The 23,718-nt window shown below is 61.0% G+C and carries 27 protein-coding genes; 13 read left to right on the top strand and 14 right to left on the bottom strand.

Annotated features, from left to right (window positions below):
* Position 1 precedes the first annotated feature (1 nt).
* Positions 2–649, bottom strand: coding sequence for a PAQR family membrane homeostasis protein TrhA (trhA, locus tag ACR0JC_RS16965; RefSeq protein WP_170343429.1), 648 nt, complete (start codon positions 647–649; stop codon positions 2–4).
* Positions 650–808: 159 nt separating this feature from the next.
* On the opposite strand from trhA, the gene recO reads away from it, so the two are divergent.
* On the top strand, positions 809–1,534 hold the full coding sequence (recO, locus tag ACR0JC_RS16960) for a DNA repair protein RecO (protein ID WP_170343430.1): 726 nt from the start codon (positions 809–811) through the stop codon (positions 1,532–1,534).
* On the opposite strand, the gene ACR0JC_RS16955 is transcribed toward recO, so the two are convergent.
* The 3 genes from ACR0JC_RS16955 to ACR0JC_RS16945 all read right to left on the bottom strand — a co-directional run bounded on the left by ACR0JC_RS16955 (position 1,518) and on the right by ACR0JC_RS16945 (position 4,401).
* Positions 1,518–1,910 (bottom strand): META domain-containing protein, encoded by a 393-nt coding sequence (locus tag ACR0JC_RS16955; RefSeq protein WP_170343431.1) that lies wholly within the window; start codon positions 1,908–1,910, stop codon positions 1,518–1,520. The genes recO and ACR0JC_RS16955 overlap by 17 nt on opposite strands.
* A gap of 25 nt (positions 1,911–1,935) precedes the next feature.
* Positions 1,936–2,463 carry a hypothetical protein gene (locus ACR0JC_RS16950; RefSeq protein ID WP_170343432.1) on the bottom strand — a complete coding sequence of 176 codons (528 nt, stop codon included), beginning with the start codon at positions 2,461–2,463 and terminating at the stop codon, positions 1,936–1,938.
* A gap of 246 nt (positions 2,464–2,709) precedes the next feature.
* Positions 2,710–4,401, bottom strand: coding sequence for an acyl-CoA dehydrogenase family protein (locus ACR0JC_RS16945; RefSeq protein ID WP_170343433.1), 1,692 nt, complete (start codon positions 4,399–4,401; stop codon positions 2,710–2,712).
* A 144-nt stretch (positions 4,402–4,545) separates the two neighbouring features.
* On the opposite strand from ACR0JC_RS16945, the gene ACR0JC_RS16940 reads away from it, so the two are divergent.
* Positions 4,546–5,310: a sulfite exporter TauE/SafE family protein gene (locus ACR0JC_RS16940; RefSeq protein WP_170343434.1), complete on the top strand. Its 765-nt coding sequence runs from the start codon at positions 4,546–4,548 to the stop codon at positions 5,308–5,310.
* 4 nt (positions 5,311–5,314) lie between these two features.
* On the opposite strand, the gene ACR0JC_RS16935 is transcribed toward ACR0JC_RS16940, so the two are convergent.
* The 3 genes from ACR0JC_RS16935 to ACR0JC_RS16925 form a co-directional block, all read right to left on the bottom strand.
* Positions 5,315–5,857 carry a hypothetical protein gene (locus ACR0JC_RS16935; RefSeq protein WP_254430024.1) on the bottom strand — a complete coding sequence of 181 codons (543 nt, stop codon included), beginning with the start codon at positions 5,855–5,857 and terminating at the stop codon, positions 5,315–5,317.
* 32 nt (positions 5,858–5,889) lie between these two features.
* Positions 5,890–6,207, bottom strand: a complete 318-nt coding sequence (locus tag ACR0JC_RS16930; RefSeq protein WP_254920234.1) for a hypothetical protein — start codon at positions 6,205–6,207, stop codon at positions 5,890–5,892.
* A gap of 348 nt (positions 6,208–6,555) precedes the next feature.
* Positions 6,556–8,154, bottom strand: a complete 1,599-nt coding sequence (locus ACR0JC_RS16925) for a phosphoenolpyruvate carboxykinase (RefSeq protein WP_170343435.1) — start codon at positions 8,152–8,154, stop codon at positions 6,556–6,558.
* A 346-nt stretch (positions 8,155–8,500) separates the two neighbouring features.
* On the opposite strand from ACR0JC_RS16925, the gene ACR0JC_RS16920 reads away from it, so the two are divergent.
* From ACR0JC_RS16920 to ACR0JC_RS16890, 7 genes are read left to right on the top strand one after another with little or no spacing between them, the layout of a single operon-like run.
* Positions 8,501–9,205 (top strand): response regulator transcription factor, encoded by a 705-nt coding sequence (locus tag ACR0JC_RS16920; RefSeq protein ID WP_170343436.1) that lies wholly within the window; start codon positions 8,501–8,503, stop codon positions 9,203–9,205.
* Between the two features lie 35 nt (positions 9,206–9,240).
* Positions 9,241–10,953 (top strand): ATP-binding protein, encoded by a 1,713-nt coding sequence (locus ACR0JC_RS16915; protein WP_170343437.1) that lies wholly within the window; start codon positions 9,241–9,243, stop codon positions 10,951–10,953.
* A 51-nt stretch (positions 10,954–11,004) separates the two neighbouring features.
* Entirely contained in the window at positions 11,005–11,427 is a 423-nt protein-coding gene (locus tag ACR0JC_RS16910) for an HPr kinase/phosphorylase (protein ID WP_254429027.1), read from the top strand.
* Complete coding sequence (gene rapZ, locus ACR0JC_RS16905; RefSeq protein ID WP_170343439.1) at positions 11,424–12,305, top strand: RNase adapter RapZ; 882 nt, start codon at positions 11,424–11,426, stop codon at positions 12,303–12,305. The genes ACR0JC_RS16910 and rapZ overlap by 4 nt, the downstream gene beginning before the upstream one ends.
* Positions 12,302–12,694, top strand: coding sequence for a PTS sugar transporter subunit IIA (locus ACR0JC_RS16900; protein ID WP_093965293.1), 393 nt, complete (start codon positions 12,302–12,304; stop codon positions 12,692–12,694). Before rapZ ends, ACR0JC_RS16900 begins: the two co-directional genes overlap by 4 nt.
* A 17-nt stretch (positions 12,695–12,711) precedes the next feature.
* Complete coding sequence (locus ACR0JC_RS16895) at positions 12,712–12,981, top strand: HPr family phosphocarrier protein (RefSeq protein WP_170343440.1); 270 nt, start codon at positions 12,712–12,714, stop codon at positions 12,979–12,981.
* A 41-nt stretch (positions 12,982–13,022) separates the two neighbouring features.
* The gene (locus ACR0JC_RS16890; RefSeq protein WP_170343441.1) at positions 13,023–13,922 is read left to right on the top strand and encodes a lysophospholipid acyltransferase family protein; all 900 of its coding nucleotides are present in this window, start codon (positions 13,023–13,025) and stop codon (positions 13,920–13,922) included.
* 56 nt (positions 13,923–13,978) lie between these two features.
* Here the strand turns inward: ACR0JC_RS16890 and ACR0JC_RS16885 are convergent, their stop codons facing one another.
* Positions 13,979–14,854, bottom strand: a complete 876-nt coding sequence (locus ACR0JC_RS16885; RefSeq protein ID WP_170343442.1) for a 3-hydroxybutyryl-CoA dehydrogenase — start codon at positions 14,852–14,854, stop codon at positions 13,979–13,981.
* Between the two features lie 165 nt (positions 14,855–15,019).
* Here ACR0JC_RS16885 and ACR0JC_RS16880 point away from each other — a divergent pair, with 165 nt between their 5' ends.
* Positions 15,020–15,847, top strand: a complete 828-nt coding sequence (locus ACR0JC_RS16880; RefSeq protein WP_174822132.1) for a DUF6473 family protein — start codon at positions 15,020–15,022, stop codon at positions 15,845–15,847.
* Positions 15,848–15,896: 49 nt separating this feature from the next.
* Here the strand turns inward: ACR0JC_RS16880 and ACR0JC_RS16875 are convergent, their stop codons facing one another.
* The 6 genes from ACR0JC_RS16875 to ACR0JC_RS16850 all read right to left on the bottom strand — a co-directional run bounded on the left by ACR0JC_RS16875 (position 15,897) and on the right by ACR0JC_RS16850 (position 20,275).
* Positions 15,897–16,826 (bottom strand): electron transfer flavoprotein subunit alpha/FixB family protein, encoded by a 930-nt coding sequence (locus tag ACR0JC_RS16875; RefSeq protein WP_170343444.1) that lies wholly within the window; start codon positions 16,824–16,826, stop codon positions 15,897–15,899.
* The gene (locus tag ACR0JC_RS16870) at positions 16,826–17,584 is read right to left on the bottom strand and encodes an electron transfer flavoprotein subunit beta/FixA family protein (protein ID WP_170342626.1); all 759 of its coding nucleotides are present in this window, start codon (positions 17,582–17,584) and stop codon (positions 16,826–16,828) included. Before ACR0JC_RS16870 ends, ACR0JC_RS16875 begins: the two co-directional genes overlap by 1 nt.
* Before the next feature lie 311 nt (positions 17,585–17,895).
* A complete protein-coding gene (locus ACR0JC_RS16865) occupies positions 17,896–18,468 on the bottom strand; it encodes a cob(I)yrinic acid a,c-diamide adenosyltransferase (RefSeq protein ID WP_170343445.1) in 573 nt (190 codons plus the stop codon).
* Positions 18,469–18,672, bottom strand: a complete 204-nt coding sequence (locus ACR0JC_RS16860; protein WP_093965306.1) for a twin transmembrane helix small protein — start codon at positions 18,670–18,672, stop codon at positions 18,469–18,471. It lies immediately after the preceding gene.
* A gap of 80 nt (positions 18,673–18,752) precedes the next feature.
* Positions 18,753–19,580 carry an SDR family NAD(P)-dependent oxidoreductase gene (locus ACR0JC_RS16855; protein WP_170343446.1) on the bottom strand — a complete coding sequence of 276 codons (828 nt, stop codon included), beginning with the start codon at positions 19,578–19,580 and terminating at the stop codon, positions 18,753–18,755.
* 68 nt (positions 19,581–19,648) lie between these two features.
* On the bottom strand, positions 19,649–20,275 hold the full coding sequence (locus ACR0JC_RS16850; RefSeq protein WP_244952481.1) for an SH3 domain-containing protein: 627 nt from the start codon (positions 20,273–20,275) through the stop codon (positions 19,649–19,651).
* 199 nt (positions 20,276–20,474) lie between these two features.
* On the opposite strand from ACR0JC_RS16850, the gene ACR0JC_RS16845 reads away from it, so the two are divergent.
* The 3 genes from ACR0JC_RS16845 to ACR0JC_RS16835 form a co-directional block, all read left to right on the top strand.
* Entirely contained in the window at positions 20,475–22,823 is a 2,349-nt protein-coding gene (locus tag ACR0JC_RS16845; protein ID WP_170343447.1) for a DNA topoisomerase IV subunit A, read from the top strand.
* A 97-nt stretch (positions 22,824–22,920) separates the two neighbouring features.
* Positions 22,921–23,511: a hypothetical protein gene (locus tag ACR0JC_RS16840; protein ID WP_170343448.1), complete on the top strand. Its 591-nt coding sequence runs from the start codon at positions 22,921–22,923 to the stop codon at positions 23,509–23,511.
* Positions 23,512–23,627: 116 nt separating this feature from the next.
* Positions 23,628–23,718 (top strand): GTP-binding protein (locus tag ACR0JC_RS16835; RefSeq protein ID WP_215675807.1); only part of this gene is annotated, 91 nt, incomplete at its 3' end.

Here is a 23,718-nt window from a genome sequence, read left to right as displayed (position 1 = left end):
CTTACCACAAAGGCGACAGTGCCAGCCAGACGCCCGCGAACATGGCGATCCCGCCCAGGTTCACCCAGATGTGCCAGATCGCATAGCGGTAGGGCAGCGTCTTGCGGGCGTAGAACGCGGTTCCGATCACATAGCAACCCGACCCGGCCAGGATGCACCACAGCGTCGCCACCGGTACGCCCCGCAGATCGGGCAGGGCCAGCAGCCCCAGCGCGCCCAACCCCAGGTAGGATGCCGTCGACCAGCGCGATTTCACTGTCTCGTTGGTGATCTTGTTCCAAACCGCCACCGCCGTCAGCGCCCAGCACACCACCAGCAGGCCCAGGGTCCAGGTCGTGCCAGCCAGTACGAAGAACGGTGTGAAGGTGCCCGTAATGCTGGGATAGATCGCCGCGTGGTCGATGCGCCGCAGCAGTGTGCGCCGCTCGTGCAGCGGCAGAAAGTGATAGGCCCAGGACGCCAGGTTCGACGCCAGCGCACACAAGACGTAAACCACGACGGCGGCCACCAACGCGGCTTGCAGATGGGTTGCCGCCTTAGCCACCAGCAAGCCGCCCGCTATCAATATCAACGCCAGGCCCACTGCATGCACCGTCATGTCCGCGCGACGGAAGGCTGGAGAAATGCTGGGAAAGGTTGCGTCGGTCATGTTTGGTCTCGTGGCTGCCCGTTCTGGGTAATATCGCCCCGGGTCCAAGTCCACAATTCCGGCACGTCAGCCGGCGTCTTCCGATTGAATTTGCTTCTTTCCGCGCCGCGCCGTACCGTCGCGGTCCGACGCGATCTCAAGGCAACCCAAGGGCCCCGCATGGACTGGCGCGACCATGGCATTCTTCTGACCGCCCGCCGCCACGGCGAAACCGCGGCCATCATCGAGGTTTTCACCGAAACCCATGGCCGACATGCGGGCGTGGTGCGCGGGGGTGCCAGCCGCAAGATCGCGCCCATCCTGCAACCCGGCGCGCAGTTGGACGTGCTGTGGCGGGCGCGGCTGCAGGAACATATCGGCACCTTCCAGGTCGAGCCGTTGCGCTCGCGCGCGGCGGCGGCGTTTTCGGGGCGGCTGGCCTTGTCGGGGCTGAACGCGGTCGTGGCGCTGCTGTCCTTCTGCTTGCCCGAACGCGAACCGCACCCCGGCATCTATCGACAGACGGAACAGCTGATGGATCTGCTGGGCCAGGACGAGATCTGGCCGCTGGCTTACCTGCGCTGGGAACTGGCCCTGCTTGAAGAACTGGGTTTTGGGCTGGACCTGACCCGATGCGCCGTGACCGGCACGACCGAGGGGCTGGCCTATGTCTCGCCCAAGACCGGCCGGGCGGTCAGCGCCGAAGGCGCCGGGGATTGGGCCGACCGGCTGTTGCCTCTGCCGCCGGTGCTGCGCGGGCAGGGGGCTGCCCCGGATGACGAGATCGCCGCCGGGCTGCGCACGACCGGCTATTTTCTGGCGCATCGCGTGGCGCCATCGCTGGGTCACACGCCGCTGCCCGAAGCCCGCGCCCGCTTTGTCGATCAATTCACTCGGCGGCTTTGAACACCATCTCGTGCCCGTCCTCGTTGCGCAGGATCAACACGTCGCCCGACACCTCGGACTGCGTCATCGCCAGCAGCGCGGCGAAATAGAATCCTTCGGCCTCAAGCCCGGCGCAGGCGGCGCGTGTGGCGGTGAGGTCGGTGATTTCGAACCACGGATAGGGCGCGTTCAATGTGCCCGAGTAGCTATTGCAGGGCGCGTTTCCGGCAATCTTGCCGTCTTCGGGAAAGCGCAGCAGGGCGCTGGCGTCATAGGGCTGGCCGTTCACCTCCTGCAGCACCCAGGTGCGGTCGGCTGCGCCATAGGCGGCGACGCTTTCGTCGCGGTCACATTGCAGCAGGGCAAGGGCGGGCAGGATCAGGCTCAGGCGCAGCATGAGGGCTTTCTATCCCGACTTGGCGTCATTGCTCCAGCAGTTCGGCGCGCACCTCCATCCGGGGGCGCCAGTTGTAGCGTGTGTCCTCGCGCACCGGGGCCCAGAACAGGTCACCCCCGTTGCGCCAGCCGTCCAGAACGATCGCGTCATAAGGCCCCTCGCCCTTGGCGCTGATCGCTGCTGAGTGGTGGATGATCCGGAACGGGGTCGGCGGCGAAGTGATCCAGTGCAGGTCCAGCGTGCGGAAGTTCTGTTGCCGCAGCCGCTTGAGCATGTCCTCGGCCCAGTCATTGCACAGCCCGCGCTCGCGAAAACCGTTGATGACCTTGGCGTTGTGGATGATCGCCGGATCGGTGACCCGGTATTCGGCCCTCAGCTGCAGCGCATAGTCATGGGCGATCTGCGCCGCGCGGGCGGCTTCCTGCGGATCGACATCGGGGCTGAGGTTCTGAATGGCGCGGGTCAGACCGGCAACATCGCCCGAGGTCGAGCCGGAGGGCGTGCTACATCCTGCAAACAGGAGGCCAAGAACAAGGATCAGTAGGCGCACCATGGTCACTCCGCAAAGATCGGTTCGGCATCTGCGTAGCCGCGGCGCAGCATGATGCGGTTCGACCGCTACTTAGCCGAAACCTGTGCCGGGACCCAAGGGGGAATTTTCCCGGCCAATGTGTCCGGTGGGTCCGGTTGGGTGAAATGAACAGGGCAGATCTGGTCACTCGGCGCTTTTGGCTTGCCAGAAAAGAAAAGACCCGGCGCTGGGCCGGGTCAAGTTGGGGAAACCGCGACGGGCGGGCGCTCAGGCCAGCAGACGCCGCGCGATGACTTGCGCCTGAATCTCGGCGGCACCTTCAAAGATGTTCAGGATGCGGGCATCACAAAGAACGCGGCTGATCTTGTATTCCAGCGCGAAACCGTTGCCGCCGTGAATCTGCAACCCGTTGTCGGCTGCGGCCCAGGCGACGCGCGCGCCCAGCAGCTTGGCCATCCCGGCCTCGAGGTCGCAGCGGTGGCCGTTGTCCTTCTCCCAGGCGCTGAAATAGGTCAGTTGGCGCGCGATCATGATCTCGACCGCCATCATCGCCAGCTTGCCGGACACGCGCGGGAAGTTGATCAGGGCCTTGCCGAACTGCTTGCGCTCCTGTGCGTATTGCATGGCGATGTCCAGCGCGCTTTGGGCCACGCCAATGGCGCGGGCGGCGGTCTGGATACGCGCGGATTCGAAGGTTTCCATGAGCTGCTTGAAGCCCTTACCTTCCTCGCCGCCCAGCAGGTTCTCGCCCTTGACGTGGAAGCCGTCGAAGGCCAGCTCGTATTCCTTCATGCCGCGATAGCCCAGCACCTCGATCTCGCCGCCGGTCATGCCGGGGGTCGGGAAGGGGTCGTCGTCGGTGCCGGGCGTCTTTTCGGCCAGGAACATCGACAATCCGCGATGGTCGGTGGTTTCGGGATCGGTGCGCGCCAGCAGCGTCATCACATGGGTGCGCGCGGCATGGGTGATCCAGGTCTTGTTGCCGGTGATCTTGTAGTCGCCGTTTTCGTCCTTGACCGCGCGGGTGCGCAGGCTGCCCAGATCCGACCCGGTGTTGGGTTCGGTGAATACGGCCGTCGGCAGGATCTCGGCGCTGGCGATCTTGGGCAGCCATTGGGCCTTTTGGTCGTCGGTGCCGCCCGCGATGATCAACTCGGCCGCGATCTCGGACCGGGTGCCAAGGCTGCCGACGCCGATATACCCGCGCGACAGTTCTTCGGAGACGACGCACATCGACGCCTTGGACAGGCCGAACCCGCCATATTCCTCGGGGATGGTCAGGCCAAAGACCCCCATCTCGGCCAGTTCCTCGATGATTTCCATCGGGATCAGCTCGTCCTTGAGGTGCCATTCATGGGCGTTTGGCTCGACCCGATCTAGCGCATAGCGGCGGAACTGCTCGCGGATCATCTCAAGCTCTTCGTCCAGGCCCGAGGCGCCGAACATCGTGGCCCCAGACTGGTCTTGCATCAGCTGAACCAGACGGCTGCGCGCGGCTTGGCTGTTGGCCTGTGCCATCAGAGTCTGCACCTCGGCGCATTGGAAGCCCGACAGCGCATCCCAGCCCAGCCCCAGATCCTGCAGGCGCACGACCTCGCCCTGGTTCATCGGAATGCCGCCGGCGACCTGGTGCAGGTATTCGCCAAAGGCGATCTGGTGCAGCAGCTGCTCCATCTCGCCGAACTTGCCTTGTGCGTCCAGCGCCTCGGCCCATTTCTGCATCTGCTGCAGCGACTGGTTGTAGGTCGCCAGCCAGGCCAGCCCATGCGCGGCGGTCTGGTTCGCCTCGACCAAAGCGCCCGAGACGCGACCTTCGGCCGAGACCATCTCGCGCACCGCATCGCGCGCCCGGTCAAAGACGGACTGAACCGCCGGCAGCGCGGCCCCCGTCAGGGTCAGAAGATCAGGCAGAACCGGCTGAGAAGTCATGTTCGTCATATCTTGTCCGTCATGGGCCATGAATCACGTCCTTTGCTGGGTCGTCTGGTCATATCATGCTGCACGTGCAGCGCAACAAAAATACGCAAATAGCGTCGAAAAAGTCCAAAAATTACGTAGAGAATTTTGCGATGCAGAGAAAATCTGCGGTGATATGTAGGGGCAATGGATCTTTTTTCATTGATGTCCCTGCCCGAACTCTGCCTTGCGTTCGCGGTCGCCTTTCTGGCCGGAGCGGTGAAAGGCATGGTCGGTTTCGCCATGCCGATGGTCCTGATTTCAGGGCTCAGCATGATGCTGCCGCCCCAGCTTGCGCTGGCCGGGCTGATCCTGCCAACGGTTGTGACGAACGGGATCCAGGCCTTGAGAGAAGGAAGCGCGGCAGCGATGTCTTCGATCCGGCAGTTCCGGGTCTTTCTTTCTGTCGGGCTGGTCTTTCTGTTGGGGAGCGCTCAGCTGATCAGCTTGGTTCCATCGCGGGCTTTCCTTCTGATGATCGGAATTCCCGTCACGTTCTTTGCCACGATCCAACTGCTGGGCGTTAAACTGAGCCTGTCTGAACAATCGCCGAAGATCGAGGCCGCAGTCGGTGCCGTTACCGGGTTCATTGGCGGCATATCAGGCGTTTGGGGACCTCCGACCGTTGCCTATCTGACTGCGCTGAATACACCCAAATCTGAACAATTGCGCATACAGGGTGTGATCTATGGCTTGGGAGCCTTGGCTCTGGTCGTGGCGCATATTGGATCAGGCGTGTTGCGGGCTGAAACCGTGCCGTTCTCGGCTGCGCTGACCCTTCCGGCTTTGGCCGGCATGTGGCTGGGATTGCAGATGCATGATCGGATTGATCAGGCCACGTTCCGCAAGGCGACTTTGTTGGTTCTGATGATCGCAGGTGCGAACTTGCTGCGCAGGGGGGTGTTCGGTTGAACGCTCAACCCTTACGTTCAAAATAGCGGAAGGCAAAAAACAGTCCGAACATCAGGAACAGCAGTCCCGAAAGATCGCCGATCAAAAAGGCAAAATACTCGGCCGTCGCGCTGCCAAAAGCCAGGTTGGTCAGGCCGGACACCAGGATTGACGTGATGACCCCGACCCCCATGATGCAGGCCCAGCAGGGCGCCCGATCAGCGGCGGGAAACAGATCCCATCCTAGCCATTTCAACAAATAGAATACGGCCGGCGCCGTCGTGACCGCAATCAAGATGGCCAACAGGCGGCTTGTCAGAAAAACGTCCGAGCCACCGAGTGTCGCGAAAACCAGAAAGACACCGGGCAGCATGGCCAGTATCGCACGCCACCCCAAGAGCCACGCCGCAAGGACCCGCACGCCGTGCGGAAGAAACAACAGGCTGGCGCGGCTGGGGTACTCTGGAAAGAACACGTTCTGCATGGGCATCAAAACCCAAAATGTCAGAAACGATGCGCCGATATAGGCCAAAGAAGCGTAAAACGTGTCAGAGGCCCACGATCGCATCACGTCATGCTTCTTTCAGGATTGCTCAGCGGTCAACGCGGGGCGTTGACGACATACCGTCCCCGGTTGGCGTTCCCGCTTTGGGACAAGTAGCCCTTCTGTACCAGCGACTTGAGAGCGCGGAAGAAGGTCGGGCGCGAAACGCTTTGCACCAAAGTGTGCTCGATCAGGCCATAGGTCCGGACTTCGCGCGTGTCTTTCGACAATTCTTCGGCCGCGTAATAAATGTCACGCTCTACCGGAGAAAGCTCTTCGAGCCCCAACGTGCGTTCCATGCTCTGCATCAACTTGCGCAGTTCCGCCAGTTTCGAGATCTCGGTCATTTCCATTCCTGATTTTACCAGTGCCACCAGTTGATATCCGCTTGGTCAAATGACCCATGATAGTCGCCTATCACGCGACATATCTCATGTTGACACTCATCCCCTTGATAATACACTACCGCCTTGATTAGGCTGCTCATCTTGCGAGTGTGAGTGTCCGCGCGCGAGCTGCCCAAAGGTTTTTTCAGTCTTGGCCCGGTGCATTTTGCGCCGGGCTATTTCCTTGTAATGGGCCCTTGATTTACTGCATGATTTTTAGGCGGGCAACGAATTTGTTCATGCCAATGTCACATTACAACTGCAGGAAGAACAAATAACTGCAAGGACCCGTTATTGTGCGCGCAGGGGCCCGCAACCGCGCCCCTGCATGTCGGTTCAGCCGATTGCGACGGCTTTGATGTCTTCGTCGATGAACGGCAAATACTGTTCAAAGTTCTCGGCAAACATGTGCACCAGCTTTTCCGCCTGTTTGTCGAAAGCGGCCTGATCGTCCCAGGTACGGCGCGGATCCAGCAGAACTTCGGGCACGCCGGGGACCGTCACCGGAACGTCGAAGCCGAAATTGGCGTCCTTGCGATACTCGGCATCGGCCAGCGACCCGTCCAGTGCGGCCGTCAGCAGGGCACGCGTGGCCTTGATCGGCATCCGGCTGCCAACGCCGTATGCGCCGCCGGTCCAGCCGGTATTGACCAGCCAGCAGGTTGCGCCGTGCTGGGCGATCTTGTCGCGCAGCAACTTGCCGTATTCCTCGGGGCGGCGCGGCATGAACGGGGCCCCGAAGCAGGTCGAGAAGGTGGGCTGCGGCTCAGTCACGCCGCGTTCGGTTCCGGCAACCTTCGAAGTGAAGCCCGACAGGAAATGGTACATCGCCTGCGCCGGGGTCAGCCGTGCGATCGGCGGCAGGACGCCGAAGGCATCGCAGGTCAGCATGATGATGTTTTTCGGGTGCCCGCCCAGCGCCGTCTTGGAGGCGTTCGAAATGTATTCCAGCGGGTAGGCGCACCGCATGTTCGCGGTCAGGCTGTCATCGTTGAAATCCAGTTCCAGAGTCTCGGGATCGAAGACCATGTTCTCGATCACCGTGCCGAACTTCGACGTGGTCGCGTAGATCTCGGGTTCCGCTTCGGCGCTCAGATTGATGGTCTTGGCATAGCATCCGCCTTCGAAGTTGAAGGTCCCGCGATCCGACCAGCCGTGCTCGTCGTCGCCGATCAGAACACGTGCCGGATCAGCCGAAAGCGTGGTCTTTCCGGTGCCGGACAGGCCGAAGAAAACGGCGGTGTCGACGGGGTTGCCCACCGCATGGTTGGCCGAGCAATGCATCGGCATCACGCCTTTTTCCGGCAGCAGGTAGTTCAGAAGCGTAAACACGGACTTCTTGTTCTCGCCCGCGTATTCGGTGCCGCCGATGAGAATCAGTTTGCGGTCAAAGTTCAGCGCGATCACCGTTTCGCTGCGGCAATCGTGCTTTTTCGGGTCCGCCTGGAAACTGGGGCAGTTGATGATGGTGTAATCTGCGATGAATTCGTCCAGGTCCTCGCGGTCCGGGCGACGCAGCAGGTGCCGGATGAACAGGTTGTGCCAGGCCAGTTCCGTAACCATGCGCACATTGATCGCATAGGCAGGATCAGCGCCGCCAACCAGATCCTGAACGAAATAGTCCTTGCCTTTCATATGGGCCAGCATGTCAGTGTGCAGCGCGTCAAAGCCATCGGGGCTCATTTCCGCGTTGTTCTCCCACCAGATGCTGTCCGCCACGCTTTCGGTCCGGACGACGTGCTTGTCCTTGGGTGACCGGCCCGTGAACTTGCCGGTGGACACCAGAAACGCTCCGCCATTGCCCAGCATGCCTTCATTCCGCTTGAGCGCCTTCTGAATCAGCGCCGGCTCCATCAAGTTGTAATAGACATTGCCCAGCCCCTCGATGCCTTGATCTTCGAGGCGGAACTGCGGGTTTACCCGTCCAAATGTCATTCGTGTCTTCTCCTGTGGCGGCGCTGCGGCGGTTGGGGCCGTCTGCGCTCATGAGGCGTAGTGCCGGTTAGTCCGGCGGATAAGGGCCTCATATCACGGCCGTTTAGGGCATGAACAGGACGGTTTGGCACAGTTAGCGCAACCAAGGCCGGGTTTAGCGCAACCAAGTTTTTCCGGTCGGAAAACCCGGGCACTTTCGGAAGCGCAGGACGACCTTTTTGTCGCAGGATCGTGAACAATGTGGCGCGATTCGTACATCCGGATTGATTCGCGGCCTTAAAAAAGCCAAGAATGCCCTACAAAAAGCAAAAATATATCGTGAGTGAGCAGGTAAAGGGGCAGCCCTATGTCTAAGATTGCACTGGTGGATGACGATCGGAACATTCTGACGTCCGTATCCATGACGCTCGAGGCCGAAGGGTTCGAGGTCGAAACCTACAATGACGGGCAGGCAGCCCTTGACGCGTTCAACAAGAAACTGCCGGATATGGCGGTTCTGGACATCAAGATGCCCCGCATGGACGGCATGGATCTGCTGCAGCGGCTGCGGCAGAAAACCCAGATGCCGGTGATTTTCCTCACGTCCAAAGACGATGAGATCGACGAGGTTCTGGGCCTGCGGATGGGCGCGGACGACTACGTGAAAAAGCCGTTCTCTCAACGCCTTCTGGTCGAGCGCATCCGTGCGCTGCTGCGCCGTCAGGAAGCGACCGACGGGGATGCGTCGGCTGCAACCACCGGGGACGCAAAGGTGATGGAGCGCGGCGATCTGCGCATGGACCCCCTGCGTCACGCGGTCAGCTGGAAGGGGAACGATGTTTCGCTGACGGTCACGGAATTCCTGCTGCTGCAGGCCTTGGCGCAACGCCCCGGCTTCGTCAAAAGCCGCGATCAGCTGATGGATGTCGCATATGACGATCAGGTCTATGTCGACGACCGGACCATCGACAGCCACATCAAGCGTCTGCGCAAGAAGATGCGTGCTGCTGATCCCGAGTTTTCGGCTATCGAAACGCTGTACGGTATCGGGTACCGTTACAACGAGGAATAAGCCGGGCCGGCTTTCTGCAAAGGTGAATTTGTTTCGTGCGTGACACCGAGCAATCCAGCGAGTTGCGCGACGGTGACGTCGTTCTGGGCGATGATTGGGTCATCCCGCAAGACCCCGAGTCGGCCGAGCTGCGCGCGCGGCGATCGCGGCGTACTCTGTTCACGCTGCGCAACTCGCCGCTGGCGCGCAAGATCATCACGTTCAACCTGATTGCTTTGGTGATCTTGGTCGCAGGTCTGCTGTACCTGGACGACACCCGAAAAGAGAGGGTCCAGCAAACGGCGCGAGACCTCATTGGCGATGCGCAACTGGTCAGCAACGTCTTCGAGGCACAACTGCGCCAGGTCGCCGGATCGCGGGACGCTTCTGACCTGAACGTCAAGGCGACCCTTGCCGGGCTGAGCATCCCCGAGGGCGGCGAAGTCTTCGTCTATGACAGCACCGGCACGTTGATCGGCTGGACTCGCGGTTCCTCGACCGTGGCGGAATTGCCGGGCCTGATTCAGGCCGAAGCGGATGCTCCGACCGGCAGCACGTTGATCTCTGATGCCCTGACCGCCGTCTGGAATGGTCTGTATTCGGTTTTCACCACCGGATCTGAAGCCGAGGCACCGACGCTGGCACAGCGGGTTCAGGACATCATACCAAACGCGCTGGACGGCCACATGCAGGTTCACGCCGTGTCTGACGCGGCCGGAGACACTGTGATTGTGGCGGCGTCGCCAATCGTTCTGGATGGCGCCCCTGTGGGGGCTGTCGCAATGGCCGGTCCCGCCGGAGAAATCGACGCACTGGCTCGGAAAGAGCAGGAACGCATTCTGCAGATGTTTGTCGTTGCCCTGCTGGTCTCGGTGGGTCTCAGCCTTGTGCTGGCCTCAACCATCGCGAACCCGCTGGCGGATCTGGCCGCTGCGGCGGAAATGGGCAAGGACCGTGGCACTGGGGTCAATCCCGGCCGTATCCGCATCCCCGATCTGAGCGCTCGCCCGGACGAGATTGGTCGGCTAAGCCGTGCGCTGCGGGGAATGGTGACGGCGCTCTACAACCGGATAGACGCCAACGAACAGTTCGCGGCTGACGTCGCGCATGAAATCAAGAACCCCTTGGCCAGCCTGCAGTCGGCCGTCGGTACGCTGCGAATGGTCAAGCGTGACGATCAGCGCGAGAAATTGTTGGGCGTTATTGAGCACGATGTCCGCCGATTGGACCGCCTTGTCAGCGACATCTCGAATGCGTCCCGCCTGGACGCTGAACTGGTCAAAGAGCAGGAGCAGCCCTTCGATCTTCTGAAGCTGATCGGCAATATCAGTCAGTACCTGGGCGAAGATGCCCGATCGAAGGGGATCGACTACATCACGGATTTGCCGTCCAAGCCCATCGTCATAAACGGGCTCGAGGCCCGTCTGGCACAGGTTTTCGTGAACCTGATTACAAATGCCATCTCCTTCTGCGAGGAAAGCGACGCGATCCGCGTTTGGGTGCGCCAACGCGAAAACCGGGTTCTGGTTGTTGTTGAAGACACTGGCCCCGGTATTCCGGATCAGGCCCTGACCAAGGTGTTCAAGCGCTTCTATTCGCAGCGCCCGGCCGAGCATTTCGGTAACAACTCGGGCCTTGGACTTGCGATCTCGAAACAGATTGTCGAGGCCCACGGCGGCGTCATCTGGGCCGAGAACATCCGCCCGACCGAGGCGGACATCACGTCGGACCCGCAAGGTGCGCGGTTTGTCGTGGGTCTTCCCCTTTGAGCGATGTGCGCTTTGCGCCTTCCCGAAAAACCTAGCGATGATCCGGTCTGCATGCACGCCACATGCGTTGCCGTTGCAGGCCGCGGCGCCCTGATTTCGGGGCCGTCCGGGGCCGGAAAATCGGCACTTGCATTGCAGATGATGGGCTTCGGCGCGGACATGGTCGCCGATGATCGTGTAAACCTAACCCTGTCGGGCGACCGGGTGATTGCGGATGCGGTCCCTCAGATCCGAGGATTGGTCGAGGCCCGCGGCGTCGGCCTGCTGCGCGCCACGGCCTGCGGCCCCGTTCCGTTGGAATGGATCGTGGATCTGGATCAAGTGGAATCCCAGCGACTGCCGGAACCGCGACAGGTTCTTGTGCTGGGACATCCTGTTCCCTTGCTTCGAGCCGCCGGCGTGCCCAACTTGGCATCAGCACTTGTTCAACTGATGAAAATGGGACGCGTCGATCCGCAATGGCCAAGCATATGACAGCACAAACGCGCATCGTTCTGGTGACAGGTCCGTCGGGCGCGGGCCGGTCGACGGCGATTCATGTGCTCGAGGATCTGGGCTATGAGGCCATCGACAACTTGCCGATGGGCCTCTTGCTGCGCCTGATGGAGGGCGCGGATCCATCCCGGCCGATGGCGCTGGGAATCGATGCTCGCAATCGTGATTTCTCGACCATCGGCTTTATCGAATTGGTCGCCAAACTGGGCCGGATGAGCCAGGTGGACCTGTCCACGCTTTATCTGGATTGCAGCGACGACGTGCTGTTGCGCCGGTTTTCGGAAACCCGACGCCGTCATCCGGTCGCAACCGATGCCAGCCCCGAAACCGGCATCCGCCAGGAAAAGGAATTGTTGGAGCCGATCCGCGAGATCGCCGACACCCTGATCGACACCAGCGTGCTCAACGTGCACCAGCTGCGATCCGAGGTCGAACGCTGGTTCGCCCCGGAAGGAGGCCGGCATCTGGCCGTTTCTATCGAGTCCTTCTCCTACAAACGGGGGCTGCCGCTGGGCCTCGACATGGTGTTCGACTGCCGATTTCTGGCCAACCCATATTGGCGTCCGGAGCTGCGCGAGGCTGATGGTCGAAATCCGGACGTTGCGTCCTATGTTCAGGCTGACACGAACTATGCCGCCTTTTTTGAACGAGTGGTGGAGCTGTTGCTGTCTCTGCTGCCCGCCTTCAAGGCCGAGGGCAAAACGCACCTGTCGGTCGCCTTCGGCTGTACCGGGGGTCAGCACCGCTCGGTCGCGATGGCCGAAGCGGTCGCAAAAGCCCTTGCAGAGCAGGGGCAGCCGGTGGCAATTAGACACCGCGAGATGGAACGTCGATCGTTGAATGTGAGGCCGGATTGATCGGAATTGTAATCGTGGCGCATGGCGGATTGGCCCAGGAATACCTGGCGGCCATGCAACACGTCGTGGGCAAGCAACCCGGCCTTGTGGCAGTGTCGATCGACGCTGATCATGATCGCGAGGAAAAGCAGGCCGAAATCTGCCGGGCCGCGGATGCTGTGGATGTCGGCGACGGAGTTGTTGTCGTGACCGATCTGTTCGGGGGCAGCCCCTCGAATCTCAGCCTGCGCGCCTGTGCGCCGCAGGACCGCAGAATTCTTTACGGCGCCAACCTTCCGATGCTGATCAAACTGGCCAAAAGCCGCCAACTTCCGGTCGGGGACGCCGTCCGTAGGGCCATGGAGGCTGGACGAAAGTACATCAATGCGCAAAATGTGACATTGGACTGACATCGGATCGATTGAATATGGCCACCAAAAGCTTGAAAATCATCAACGAAAAGGGCTTGCACGCGCGCGCTTCAGCCAAATTGGTCGAGGTGGTCGAAGGGTTTGACGCCCGCGCCGAAGTGTCCAAAGACGGCATGTCCGCGTCGGGTGACAGCATTATGGGCCTTTTGATGTTGGCGGCTTCGCGTGGAACGACTATTGACGTCGAAACGTCCGGGCCGGATGCTGAGGCGCTGGCAGACGCGCTGGAAGCATTGGTGAACGACAAGTTCGGCGAAGGTTTCTGACGCAGGGCACTGCCACGAAACAAGAACGGGAAGACCAGGAATTGGCGGAAACCACGCACGATACCAAGACCAACACGGTGGTGGCCGAGACCGCGGAAGCGGGCGAAATCTACGACCGCCGCACGCTGACCTACGCAAATTCGTTTGACGACGCGTGGACCTCGACGGCCATCAAGGCGATCGAATGGTGCACAGGCAAGCTGACCATTCTGCGCATGGTCAACAAGTTCGAAAAGCAGAATGAAAAGTATCGCGGCCAGAAATTCTGGGGTGGTGCCCTTGGTATCATGGGAATCGACCTGACCACGCCCGAACACCAGATTGCGCGCATTCCGAAAGAGGGGCCCGTTGTGGTGGTGGCCAATCACCCGCATGGGATGGTGGACGGCATGATCCTGGCCGAGTTGATCGGACGAGTGCGCCAGGACTATCGCATCCTGACCCGCTCGGTTCTGACCGGGCTGGATGAAGCCGCGACCTCGTTCATGATCCCGGTCCCGTTTCCACATGACCCCGAAGCCCAGAGCAAGATGCTTGAGATGCGGGGCAAAGCGATGGAGCACCTCAAGAACGGTGGTGTCGTCGCGCTGTTCCCATCCGGGGTGGTGATGTCTTCGGACACGTGGTTCGGCCCGGCTCAGGAACGCGAATGGAACGTGTTTACCGCCAAGATGATCCGGCGATCCGGTGCCAAGGTTCTGCCCATCTACTTCCCCGGCAGCAATTCGCGCTGGTACCAGATTGCCAACAAACTATCGGCAATTTTGCGTCAGGGACTTCTGCTGCACGAGATCGTCCGGTCCTGCAACAAACCGGTCGGCCCCGTGATCGGAGAGCCGATTTCGGACGAGGACATGAAACTGCTCGAACGCGACCCGCGCGGATTCATGACCTGGCTCAGAAAACACACGCTGGGCTTGGGGCAGTCACCACAAGCCTGATCCACCGTTCATTGGCGCGAAAACATCGCAAGCGAGCGGGGCGGTCCCTTGACGGTTTAGCGCGTCGGGACCGGAACCTCGCCACGGTAGTCATAAAACCCGCGATCGGTCTTGCGGCCCAGCCAGCCGGCCTCGACGTATTTCGTCAGCAACGGGCAGGGGCGGTACTTTGTATCCGCCAACCCATCATGGAGGACGTTCATGATGGCCAGACAGGTGTCCAGCCCGATGAAATCGGCCAGTTCCAGCGGACCCATGGGGTGATTGGCGCCCAGCTTCATCGACTGGTCGATCGACTGAACGTTGCCGACACCTTCATACAGGGTATAGACGGCCTCGTTGATCATCGGCATCAGGATACGGTTCACGATGAAGGCCGGAAAATCCTCGGCGCTGGCGGCGGTTTTGCCCAACCGATCCACCACCGCCTTGCAGGTGGCAAAGGTCTCTTCGTCGGTGGCGATACCGCGAATCAACTCGACCAATTGCATGACAGGAACCGGGTTCATGAAGTGGAACCCCATGAAACGCTCCGGCCGATCCGTCCGGCTGGCAAGCCGTGTGATCGAAATGGACGAAGTGTTCGACGTCAGGATCGTGTGGGCCTGCAAATGCGGCTGCAGATCCTCGAAAATCGCCTGCTTGATGGCCTCACGTTCGGTCGCGGCTTCGATCACGAGGTCCGTCTGGCCGATCTCGGGAAGGTTCAGCGTGGTCTTGATCTGCTGCAATGCGGCCTGCATCTCGTCGTCACCGATCTTGCCGCGTGACACCTGACGAGCCAGGTTGCCCTTGATCGTTTCAATGGCAGCATCCAGCGCATCCTGGCTGATGTCGTTCAGCAGAACGTCATACCCTGCCAACGCCATCACATGGGCGATTCCGTTGCCCATCTGGCCCGCGCCGATTACTCCGACTGATTTCACGTCCATATTGAACTGCCTTCCGCATCAAGGTTCAGGGGGACATTATCGGCAGTCCGGGTTGGGCGGCAAGGGGTTGGGACCGGTCCAATTCGCTTCAAATGCGCACATTAGAGTTTTCTAAACACCTAAGGCCGCAGAATGGCAATTGGGTGAAGAAAATGGGTGGCTGACATGAGTTATCATGAGTCGGGCGCGACCGGTGTCGAGGAATCCGTCTGCCGGTACGGGGCGTCAAAACTGTGGTTTCGCGGGCCAAAGCGTGCGTTGCAGGTACCATATGTGGCCTGCGTCGGCGGCACCGAGACATTCGGTCGGTTCGTCGATTCTCCGTTTCCCGCAGCGTTGGAGCAGCGGCTGGAAATGCAGTGTCTGAATCTGGGCAGTCTGTTCACGGGTGCCGAGGGATTGGCGCGGGATCCGGAAATTCTGAGCCTGATGAATGGCGCCGAGGTTTGCGTTCTGCAACTGCCCTCGGCGCTGAATCAGTCCAACCGGTTCTACCGTGTTCATCCCCGACGCAATGATCGAGTGCTCGAGGCGACCTCGGACCTTTCCACCTTGTACCCCAAAGTTGATTTTGCCGAAGTGCACTTTGTGCGGCACCTTATGTCCAGGTTGTCGGCATTTTCGGACGCACGGTTCGAAGTGGTGGCCGCCGAGTTGCGGCGGGCTTGGGCAGAGGCGCTTCGCACCCTGTTGGACAACGTCACCAGCCGGGTTCTGCTGCTGTGGCTGGACTGGGATCACAGCCCGGCAGTCGGGCTGGATGCGCGGGGGGTATCTGATCCGGTGCCAATTACTCAGGCCATGATTGATGGGGTGTCGGATGGAGGGGTGCCAACCGTGAAGATGACGGTGCGCCCTTCAGGTGCTTCGGATGATCTTGAAGACATGCTGTTCGGCACGATGCAGCAACCGATGGCGGAATATATGATCGGACCGGCCACGCACCGGGCTATTGCAGAACGTTTGCTGCCTGCGATCCGATACCTCGAATGAAAAAGGCCCGCCGATTGGCGGGCCTTGATCGTTTCGAAGTCTGGACGTATCAGCCCAGCTTTTCGGTCAGTTCCGGCACGGCCTGGAACAGGTCCGCGACCAGGCCGTAGTCCGCGACCTGGAAGATCGGAGCTTCTTCGTCTTTGTTGATCGCGACGATGATCTTCGAATCCTTCATGCCGGCCAGGTGCTGGATCGCACCCGAAATACCAACCGCGATGTACAGATCGGGTGCAACGACCTTGCCGGTCTGACCCACCTGCCAGTCGTTCGGGGCATAGCCCGAGTCGACTGCCGCACGGCTGGCACCAACCGCCGCGCCCAGCTTGTCGGCCAGGGCTTCGATCAGTTTGAAGTCTTCTTCCGAGCCAACACCACGGCCGCCCGAGACAACGACGCCGGCCGAGGTCAGTTCCGGACGGTCGCTTTCGGCGACCTTGTCCTCGACCCATTCCGACAGGCCGGGGTTTTCACCGACCGATACGGTCTCGACCGGGGCCGATCCACCTTCGCCGGCCGCATCAAAGCTGGCCGTACGGAAGGTGATGACCTTCTTGGCGTCGTTCGACTTGACGGTCTGGATCGCGTTGCCCGCGTAGATCGGGCGCTCGAAGGTCGAGCCGTCCACCACGCCCGACGCGTCCGAGATCACCATCACGTCCAGCAGCGCGGCCACGCGCGGCATCACGTTCTTGGCGTCGGTGGTGGCGGGTGCCACGATATGCTCATAGCCGTCGGCCAGGCTGACGATCAGCGCGGCGGTCGATTCGGCCAGGCGGTGGCCCAGCGACGGGTCTTCGGCGACCAGGACCTTGGAGACGCCGTCGATCTTGGCGGCGGCTTCGCCGGCAACGGCGGCCGAGCCGCCCGCGGCCAGAACGGTCACGTCACCCAGCTGCTTGGCAGCGGTGACCGCCTTGGCGGTCGCGTCCATCGCCAGTTCGCCATTGTTGACTTCGGCAAGCAGAAGTACAGCCATTACACAGCCCCCGCTTCTTTGAGTTTCCCGACCAGCTCGTCGACCGAGCCCACGATGATGCCAGCGGCGCGTGCCGGCGGCTCTTCGGTCTTGACGACTTCGAGCCGCGGAGTGACGTCGACGCCGTAATCGGCGGCGGTTTTTTCGTCCAGCGGCTTTTTCTTGGCCTTCATGATGTTGGGCAGCGACGCATAGCGCGGCTCGTTCAGGCGCAGGTCGACGGTGATGATGGCCGGCATCTTGACGCTGATGGTCTGCAAACCGCCGTCAACTTCACGGGTGACCTTGGCGGTGTCGCCTTCGATGTCCAGTTCGGACGCGAAGGTGCCCTGGCTCCAGCCCAGCAGCGCCGACAGCATCTGGCCGGTGGCGTTCATGTCGTTGTCGATCGCCTGCTTGCCGCACAGAACCAGTCCGGGCTGTTCTTCCTCGACCACCTTGGCCAGGATCTTGGCGACGGCCAGCGGCTCGATGTCCTGGTGGACGTCATCCGCCGCGACGACCAGGATGGCGCGGTCAGCACCCATTGCCAGCGCGGTGCGCAGCGTTTCCTGCGCCTGCTTGACGCCGATCGAAACGGCCACGACCTCGTCGGCCTTGCCGGCTTCTTTCAGGCGGATCGCCTCTTCGACTGCAATCTCGTCGAACGGGTTCATCGACATTTTGACATTGGCGAGATCAACACCGCTGCCGTCCGCTTTGACGCGAACTTTCACGTTGTAGTCGATCACGCGCTTGACAGGCACAAGTACCTTCATTTTTGCGTACGCTCCTTACAAAAACGGCAAGCCGCAATGCGACTCCACCAATGCTCTCGTCGGCCTAGATAGCGCCTTGCGGGGCGTCGGGACAGGGCAAAATCGTCACGTCATGTCGTGGGGACGTCGCGTTTCACGCTTTTTGACGTGAAGGAACGAAATATTGTTACCCGGCCGATGGGCGGTTTTGCCGCGCCGGATGGTTCGAAATCGCATTCAAGGGGCTCGGGTTTCGGCGGTGTGCGGCCGCCCTTCGGGCCGGGGCTTCGCCCTTCCGGTCGCCACAACGTCCGCTGGACGTTGCGCCGCTTTTAGCGGTTCGCGCCCGGAACCCACAAGACGTCATCGCGGCCGCCGTTGTTGGCGCAGCGGGCTGCCACGAAGAACCAGTCGCTGAGGCGGTTGAGGTATTTCACCGCGGCCGCGTTCACCGGTTCCATGTTGGTCAGTTCGACTGCCAGACGCTCGGCGCGCCGCGAGACCGTGCGGCAGACATGCAGATGCGCCGCCAGCTTTGATCCGCCCGGCAGGATGAAGCTGCGCAACGGTTCGAGGTCGGCATTCATCGCGTCGATTTCCGATTCCAGACGATCGATCTGGGCCGGGGCGATCCGCAGGGGTGGGTAGTCGGCCTCGGCATCCTTTTCCATGTCGGGGCGGCACAGGTCAGCGCCCAGGTCGAACAGATCGTTCTGGATGCGGGCCAGCGCCGCATCGACCTCGCCCTCGGCCTCGGTGCGGGCCACGCCGACAAATGCGTTCAACTCGTCCACCGTGCCATAGGCCGCCACGCGGCCCGAGTATTTCGCAACCCGTTCGCCATTGCCCAGCGCGGTTTTGCCGTCGTCGCCGGTGCGGGTATAAATCTTGTTCAGAACGACCATCTACTGCACTCCCTGTCCACGCAGATAGACGTAGAGCACGATCAGTACCACGGCAATGAATTGAAACAGGATGCGCAGCCGCATCATCTTGTTGCTTTTCTTGGCAGCCGCCATACCGCCCTTGCCGAAATTGGATATGCCGATGGCCAGAACAACGACGACCGCCGCCATGGCCAAAAGAAGTACGCCCATTAGAAGGTCCATGAACTCACCGTCCGCATTTGTTGTATCCTTTCCGCACCATCTAGCGGGGCGGCCCGCGAAAGCGAACGGGTAATTTCGTCTCAGATACCCGAAAGGATGCGGTCTATCGTGCCCGTTGGTAGAATGCGGCGCAAATAACCAGCGATATAGGTCGGTGTGGTCACGTAGTACCGAGCTTTGGGCGACTTTGCCTCGAGCGCGCGGGCAAGTTTGTCGGTTACCGCGGACGCAGGCAACTCGAACCGGTCGGGGCCCGAGTCTTCGTACAGACGTTTGAGCAGCGACCCCTCATACTTGTCGCGCAGGGCCGAGTTTTCCCAGTCTATGAACCGTTCAAAAATCGGTATGGCTTTTTCGCGCAGTTTAGAGGTGATGGGACCGGGTTCAATCAGCACCACTTTGATGCCGGTGCCGCGCAGCTCCAGCCTCATCGTATCGGTCAGGCCTTCGATTGCGTATTTCGTGGCGACGTAAGCACCGCGCCAGGGAAAGGCGACCAGACCCAGTACCGACGAGTTCTGCACGATGCGGCCATGGCCCTGTGCACGCATGACGGGTATCACCTGGCGGGTCAGTTCGTGCCAGCCAAAAACATTGGTCTCGAAGATATGGCGCAACCCGTCGGTGGGCACATCTTCGATCGCACCGGGCAGGCCATGGGCGCCGTTGTTGAACAGCGCGTCCAATGTGCCGCCCGTTGCTTCGAGAACACTGGCCAATCCCGAAGTGATCGTTTCGGCATCGGTATAGTCGATTCTTGGGCTGTCAAAGCCCTGAGCCCTCAGCCTGTCGCAATCGCGCTGATGTCTGCAGGCGGCAAACACGCGCCATCCGCGTGCACGCATCCCGTGTGCCGCGTCCAGACCAATGCCGGATGAGCATCCGGTGATGAGGATGGATTTCTGCATGTCTGCCCCAAAGTCGTCCTCGGCAAAAACTATTGCGAGGATCGGCCTCCGGCAATGACGGCATCACGTCAATTTGTGCTTTTTCGGATCAACGAGGAGGAAATCCAGCCAACCTGTTGCTCGGGCAACACGCGCAGGCGCAGCCAGCCGGTTCCGGACTCGCTCAGAACTTCGACCTGCTGACCCATCCGCGCTTTGCCGATGATCGGATAGATCGTGCCGGGGCCGTCGCGCATGTTCACGCGGGTGCCGGACACGATGCGGATGTCTTTCGGCGGCTCTGCGGGTGCAGGGGCGGCTGCCGTTTCCGGTTCGGCGTCGGTGTCCAAAACCTGGACGGCCGCGTTTTCATCCAGCGACGCCAGCGAAAAGGTGCCGCCGGTATTGTCGAAACTGGACAGATCAGAATTCAGACCGGCCGCGATCTGCGCTAGCAACGCCTCGGTATCGACGGCATCGGCGGCGGGGATCGGTTCCGGCTTAGGTTCGGACGGCTTGGCGGGGCGCAGGGCCACTTTCGTCACAAGCTCGGTTGCCGGGGAGGGGACCAGTGGCCTGGGCTCGGGTTTCTCACCTGCCGCAACGACGGGTGGTGCCTCGGCGCGGGTTCCGCGCGGTTCGAATTCGGATCCACCGCTCATGACGTAGAAGAACCAGCCGAGCATGGCAAAAGTAACAAGCATAAGGCGCGTCATGGCGCATCCCCCGGTAATCATAACAACAAGAAAAAGGCAGCATTCAATTGTTGGGATCCTACCATAGTTCGGGTCCCGAGTCGAAAATCGGGGGAAATCGCCGGGTTGGCTCCCCCTGTTGCAAAAACCCCGACTTGTCCCCAGCAAAATATGCCTTGGTTGCTTTACCACGCGCGCCGGGCGTCGTATCACATCATCTATGAACGACACGATCGACGACCCCAACATGGAGGCCCCCGACGCCGGGGGTGAGGTGGCCGAACCGCTGCGCCGGGCAATTGGCGAGCGTTATCTAACCTATGCTCTCTCCACCATCATGCACCGCGCGCTGCCGGATGCGCGCGACGGGCTGAAGCCGGTTCACCGGCGAATCCTCTACGCTATGCGCGAGCTGCGACTCAGCTCCTCGGGCGGGTTCCGCAAGTCGGCCAAGATCTCGGGTGACGTGATGGGTAACTATCACCCGCACGGGGACGCCGCGATCTATGACGCGATGGCGCGTCTGGCGCAGGATTTCAACGTCCGCTACCCGCTGGTCGACGGGCAGGGGAATTTCGGCAATATCGACGGCGACAACCCGGCGGCCTCGCGCTACACCGAGGCCCGGATGACCATCGTTGCCGAGGCGTTGCTGGAGGGGCTGAACGAGGACGCCGTCGATTTCCGCGACAACTATGACGGCACGCTGACCGAACCGGTCGTCTTGCCGGCACAGTTCCCGAACCTTCTGGCCAATGGCGCCTCAGGCATTGCCGTGGGCATGGCGACGAACATCCCGCCCCACAACATCGCCGAGCTGTGCGACGCCTGCCTGCATCTGATCAAGACGCCCGACGCGCGTGACGACACGCTGCTGAACTATGTGCCGGGGCCCGATTTCCCGACGGGCGGCGTCATCGTCGAACCGACCGAGAATATCGCGCAGGCCTATCGCACCGGGCGCGGCTCGTTCCGGCTGCGTTGCAAATACGAGGTCGAGGATCTGGGCCGCGGCCAGTGGCAGATCGTGGTCACCGAGATCCCGTATCAGGTTCAGAAATCCAAGCTGATCGAAAAGATCGCCGAGCTGATCCAGACCAAGAAGATTCCGATCCTGGGCGATGTGCGCGACGAATCCGCCGACGACATCCGCCTGATCCTCGAACCGCGTTCGAAAAACGTGGACCCCGAGGTGTTGATGAACATGCTGTATCGCAACTCGGATCTCGAGGTGCGGTTCAGCCTGAACATGAACGTTCTGATCGACGGGGTGACGCCCAAGGTCTGTTCGATGAAGGAAGTGCTGCGCGCCTTCCTAGACCACCGGCAAGAGGTGCTGCTGCGCCGCTCGCGTCACCGGATGGCCAAGATCGACCACCGGCTTGAGGTATTGGAGGGCTTCATTGTTGCCTTCCTGAATCTGGACCGCGTGATTGATATCATCCGCTATGACGACGACCCCAAGGCCGCGCTGATGCGCGAGAATTGGGGCATCGACCATGTCCGCGCCACCAGCGAGGCCGACTATGTCTCGCCCAAACCGGGCGAGGGCGAGCTGTCCGAAGTTCAAGTCGACGCGATCCTGAACATGCGCCTGCGCAGCCTGCGTCGTCTCGAAGAGATGGAACTGGTGCGCGAGCGTGACGCGCTGATGGAAGAGCGCGCAGAACTTGAAGATCTGCTGGCGGATGAGGGTCTGCAATGGGCCAAGATCGCCGAGCAGCTGAAAGAGACCAAGAAGACCTTCGGCAAGGAGTATGAGGGCGGCGCGCGTCGCACCCGCTTTGCCGAAGCAGGCGAGGTCGAGGACGTGCCGCTTGAAGCGATGATCGACAAAGAGCCGATCACGGTCGTCTGCTCGCAGATGGGCTGGATCCGCGCCATGACCGGCCATATCGACCTGAACCGCGAGCTGAAGTTCAAGGACGGCGACGGGCCGCGGTTCATCTTCCATGCGGAAACCACCGACCGGCTGCTGGTCTTCGCATCGAACGGGCGGGTCTACACGGTCAGCGCCGCGAACCTTCCCGGTGGCCGGGGAATGGGTGAGCCGCTGCGCCTGATGGTCGATCTGCCCAACGAGGCGCAGATCGTCGATATCCTGATCCACAAGCCGGGGCGCAAATTGCTGGTTGCTTCGGATGCGGGCAACGGGTTCATGGTGCCCGAGGACGAGGTGCTGGCCCAGACCCGCAACGGCAAACAGGTGCTGAACGTCAAGGATGACGAGCGCGCGGTGATCTGCAAGCCGATCGAGGGCGATCACGTCGCTGTGGTATCACAGAATGGCAAGTTTCTGGTGTTCCCGGTTTCTGAACTGCCCGAGATGACGCGGGGCAAGGGCGTGCGTCTCCAGAAATACAACATGGCGCGCGGGCGCCAGGGTACACTGGAGCTGGATGGCGGCCTGTCCGACCTGACGACGTTCAACTGGGAGGACGGTTTGAAATGGTCAATGGGCGGCGACAAGACACGGCATGAGGCAGATATGTCTCAATGGCTGGCAAAGCGCGCAAGCGTCGGAAAAAAACCGCCCTATGGGTTCCCGCGCGATTACAAGTTCTCGTGATCGTGCGCCGACCACGGTGGAAATCTGCCGATACGGCTTGGCACATGCTGCATCGGTGCGCTAGATCAAAGAAAAACAGGCCTATCGAGACGAGACAATGCTGCGCATTTTGACCCTGATTACCGGACTGGCCCTGGTGGGCGCCTGCACGCAGACGCAACTCTATGAAGAGCCGGAAGATCTGGGCGAATTCAAGCTGCGTGTGAACTATGCGTTTGCCGACAAGGCCGTCCAGGGGCCGGTGTCTCGGGACGCGACGCCCCAGGAATGGACCGAAGCGATCCAGAAGGCCGTCGATATCCGCCTTGGTCGCTATCAGGGCTCGCAGGAGTATGACGTCGGGATCAGCCTCGAAGGCTATATGCTGGCGCCTCCTGGTATTCCGGTGATCTACAACCCCAAAAGCACAGCGATCGTTCTGGTCAACGTCTATGATGTCGGCAAGAAAGAGTTTCTGGCCAAGGGCAAGCAGTTCCAGGTCCTCGAAGATACCACCGGTGGCAGCGCTCTGAAGGGCTCGGGCAACGAACGCACCAAGGAAGAGCAGATGAGCGGTTTGGCACTGAAAGTGGCGGACCGCGTCGAGGAATGGCTGGCTGACGAGCACAAGGACAACGGTTGGTTCGACCTGCGCCCCGGCCTGATCCAACCGATTGAATCCGGGCAGGCGATACAAAACCCGGCATAGTTTTGAGGATTTCCCTCAGGATGTGCTTGATTTTCCGCTTTGAACCAAATATCTCGCGCGCGCAGATGTAACCACGGGACCAAGGGTCCCCCAAATCGCAAAAGGGCGCCTGAGGAATGGCAAAGGAAAAGTTTGAGCGTACAAAACCGCACGTCAACATTGGCACGATTGGCCACGTTGACCACGGCAAGACGACGCTGACCGCAG

Source organism: Ruegeria sp. CH5, from assembly GCF_056537025.1.
Note: the sequence above shows the minus strand (reverse complement) of the source record. Positions and strands in the feature narration are given on the sequence as shown.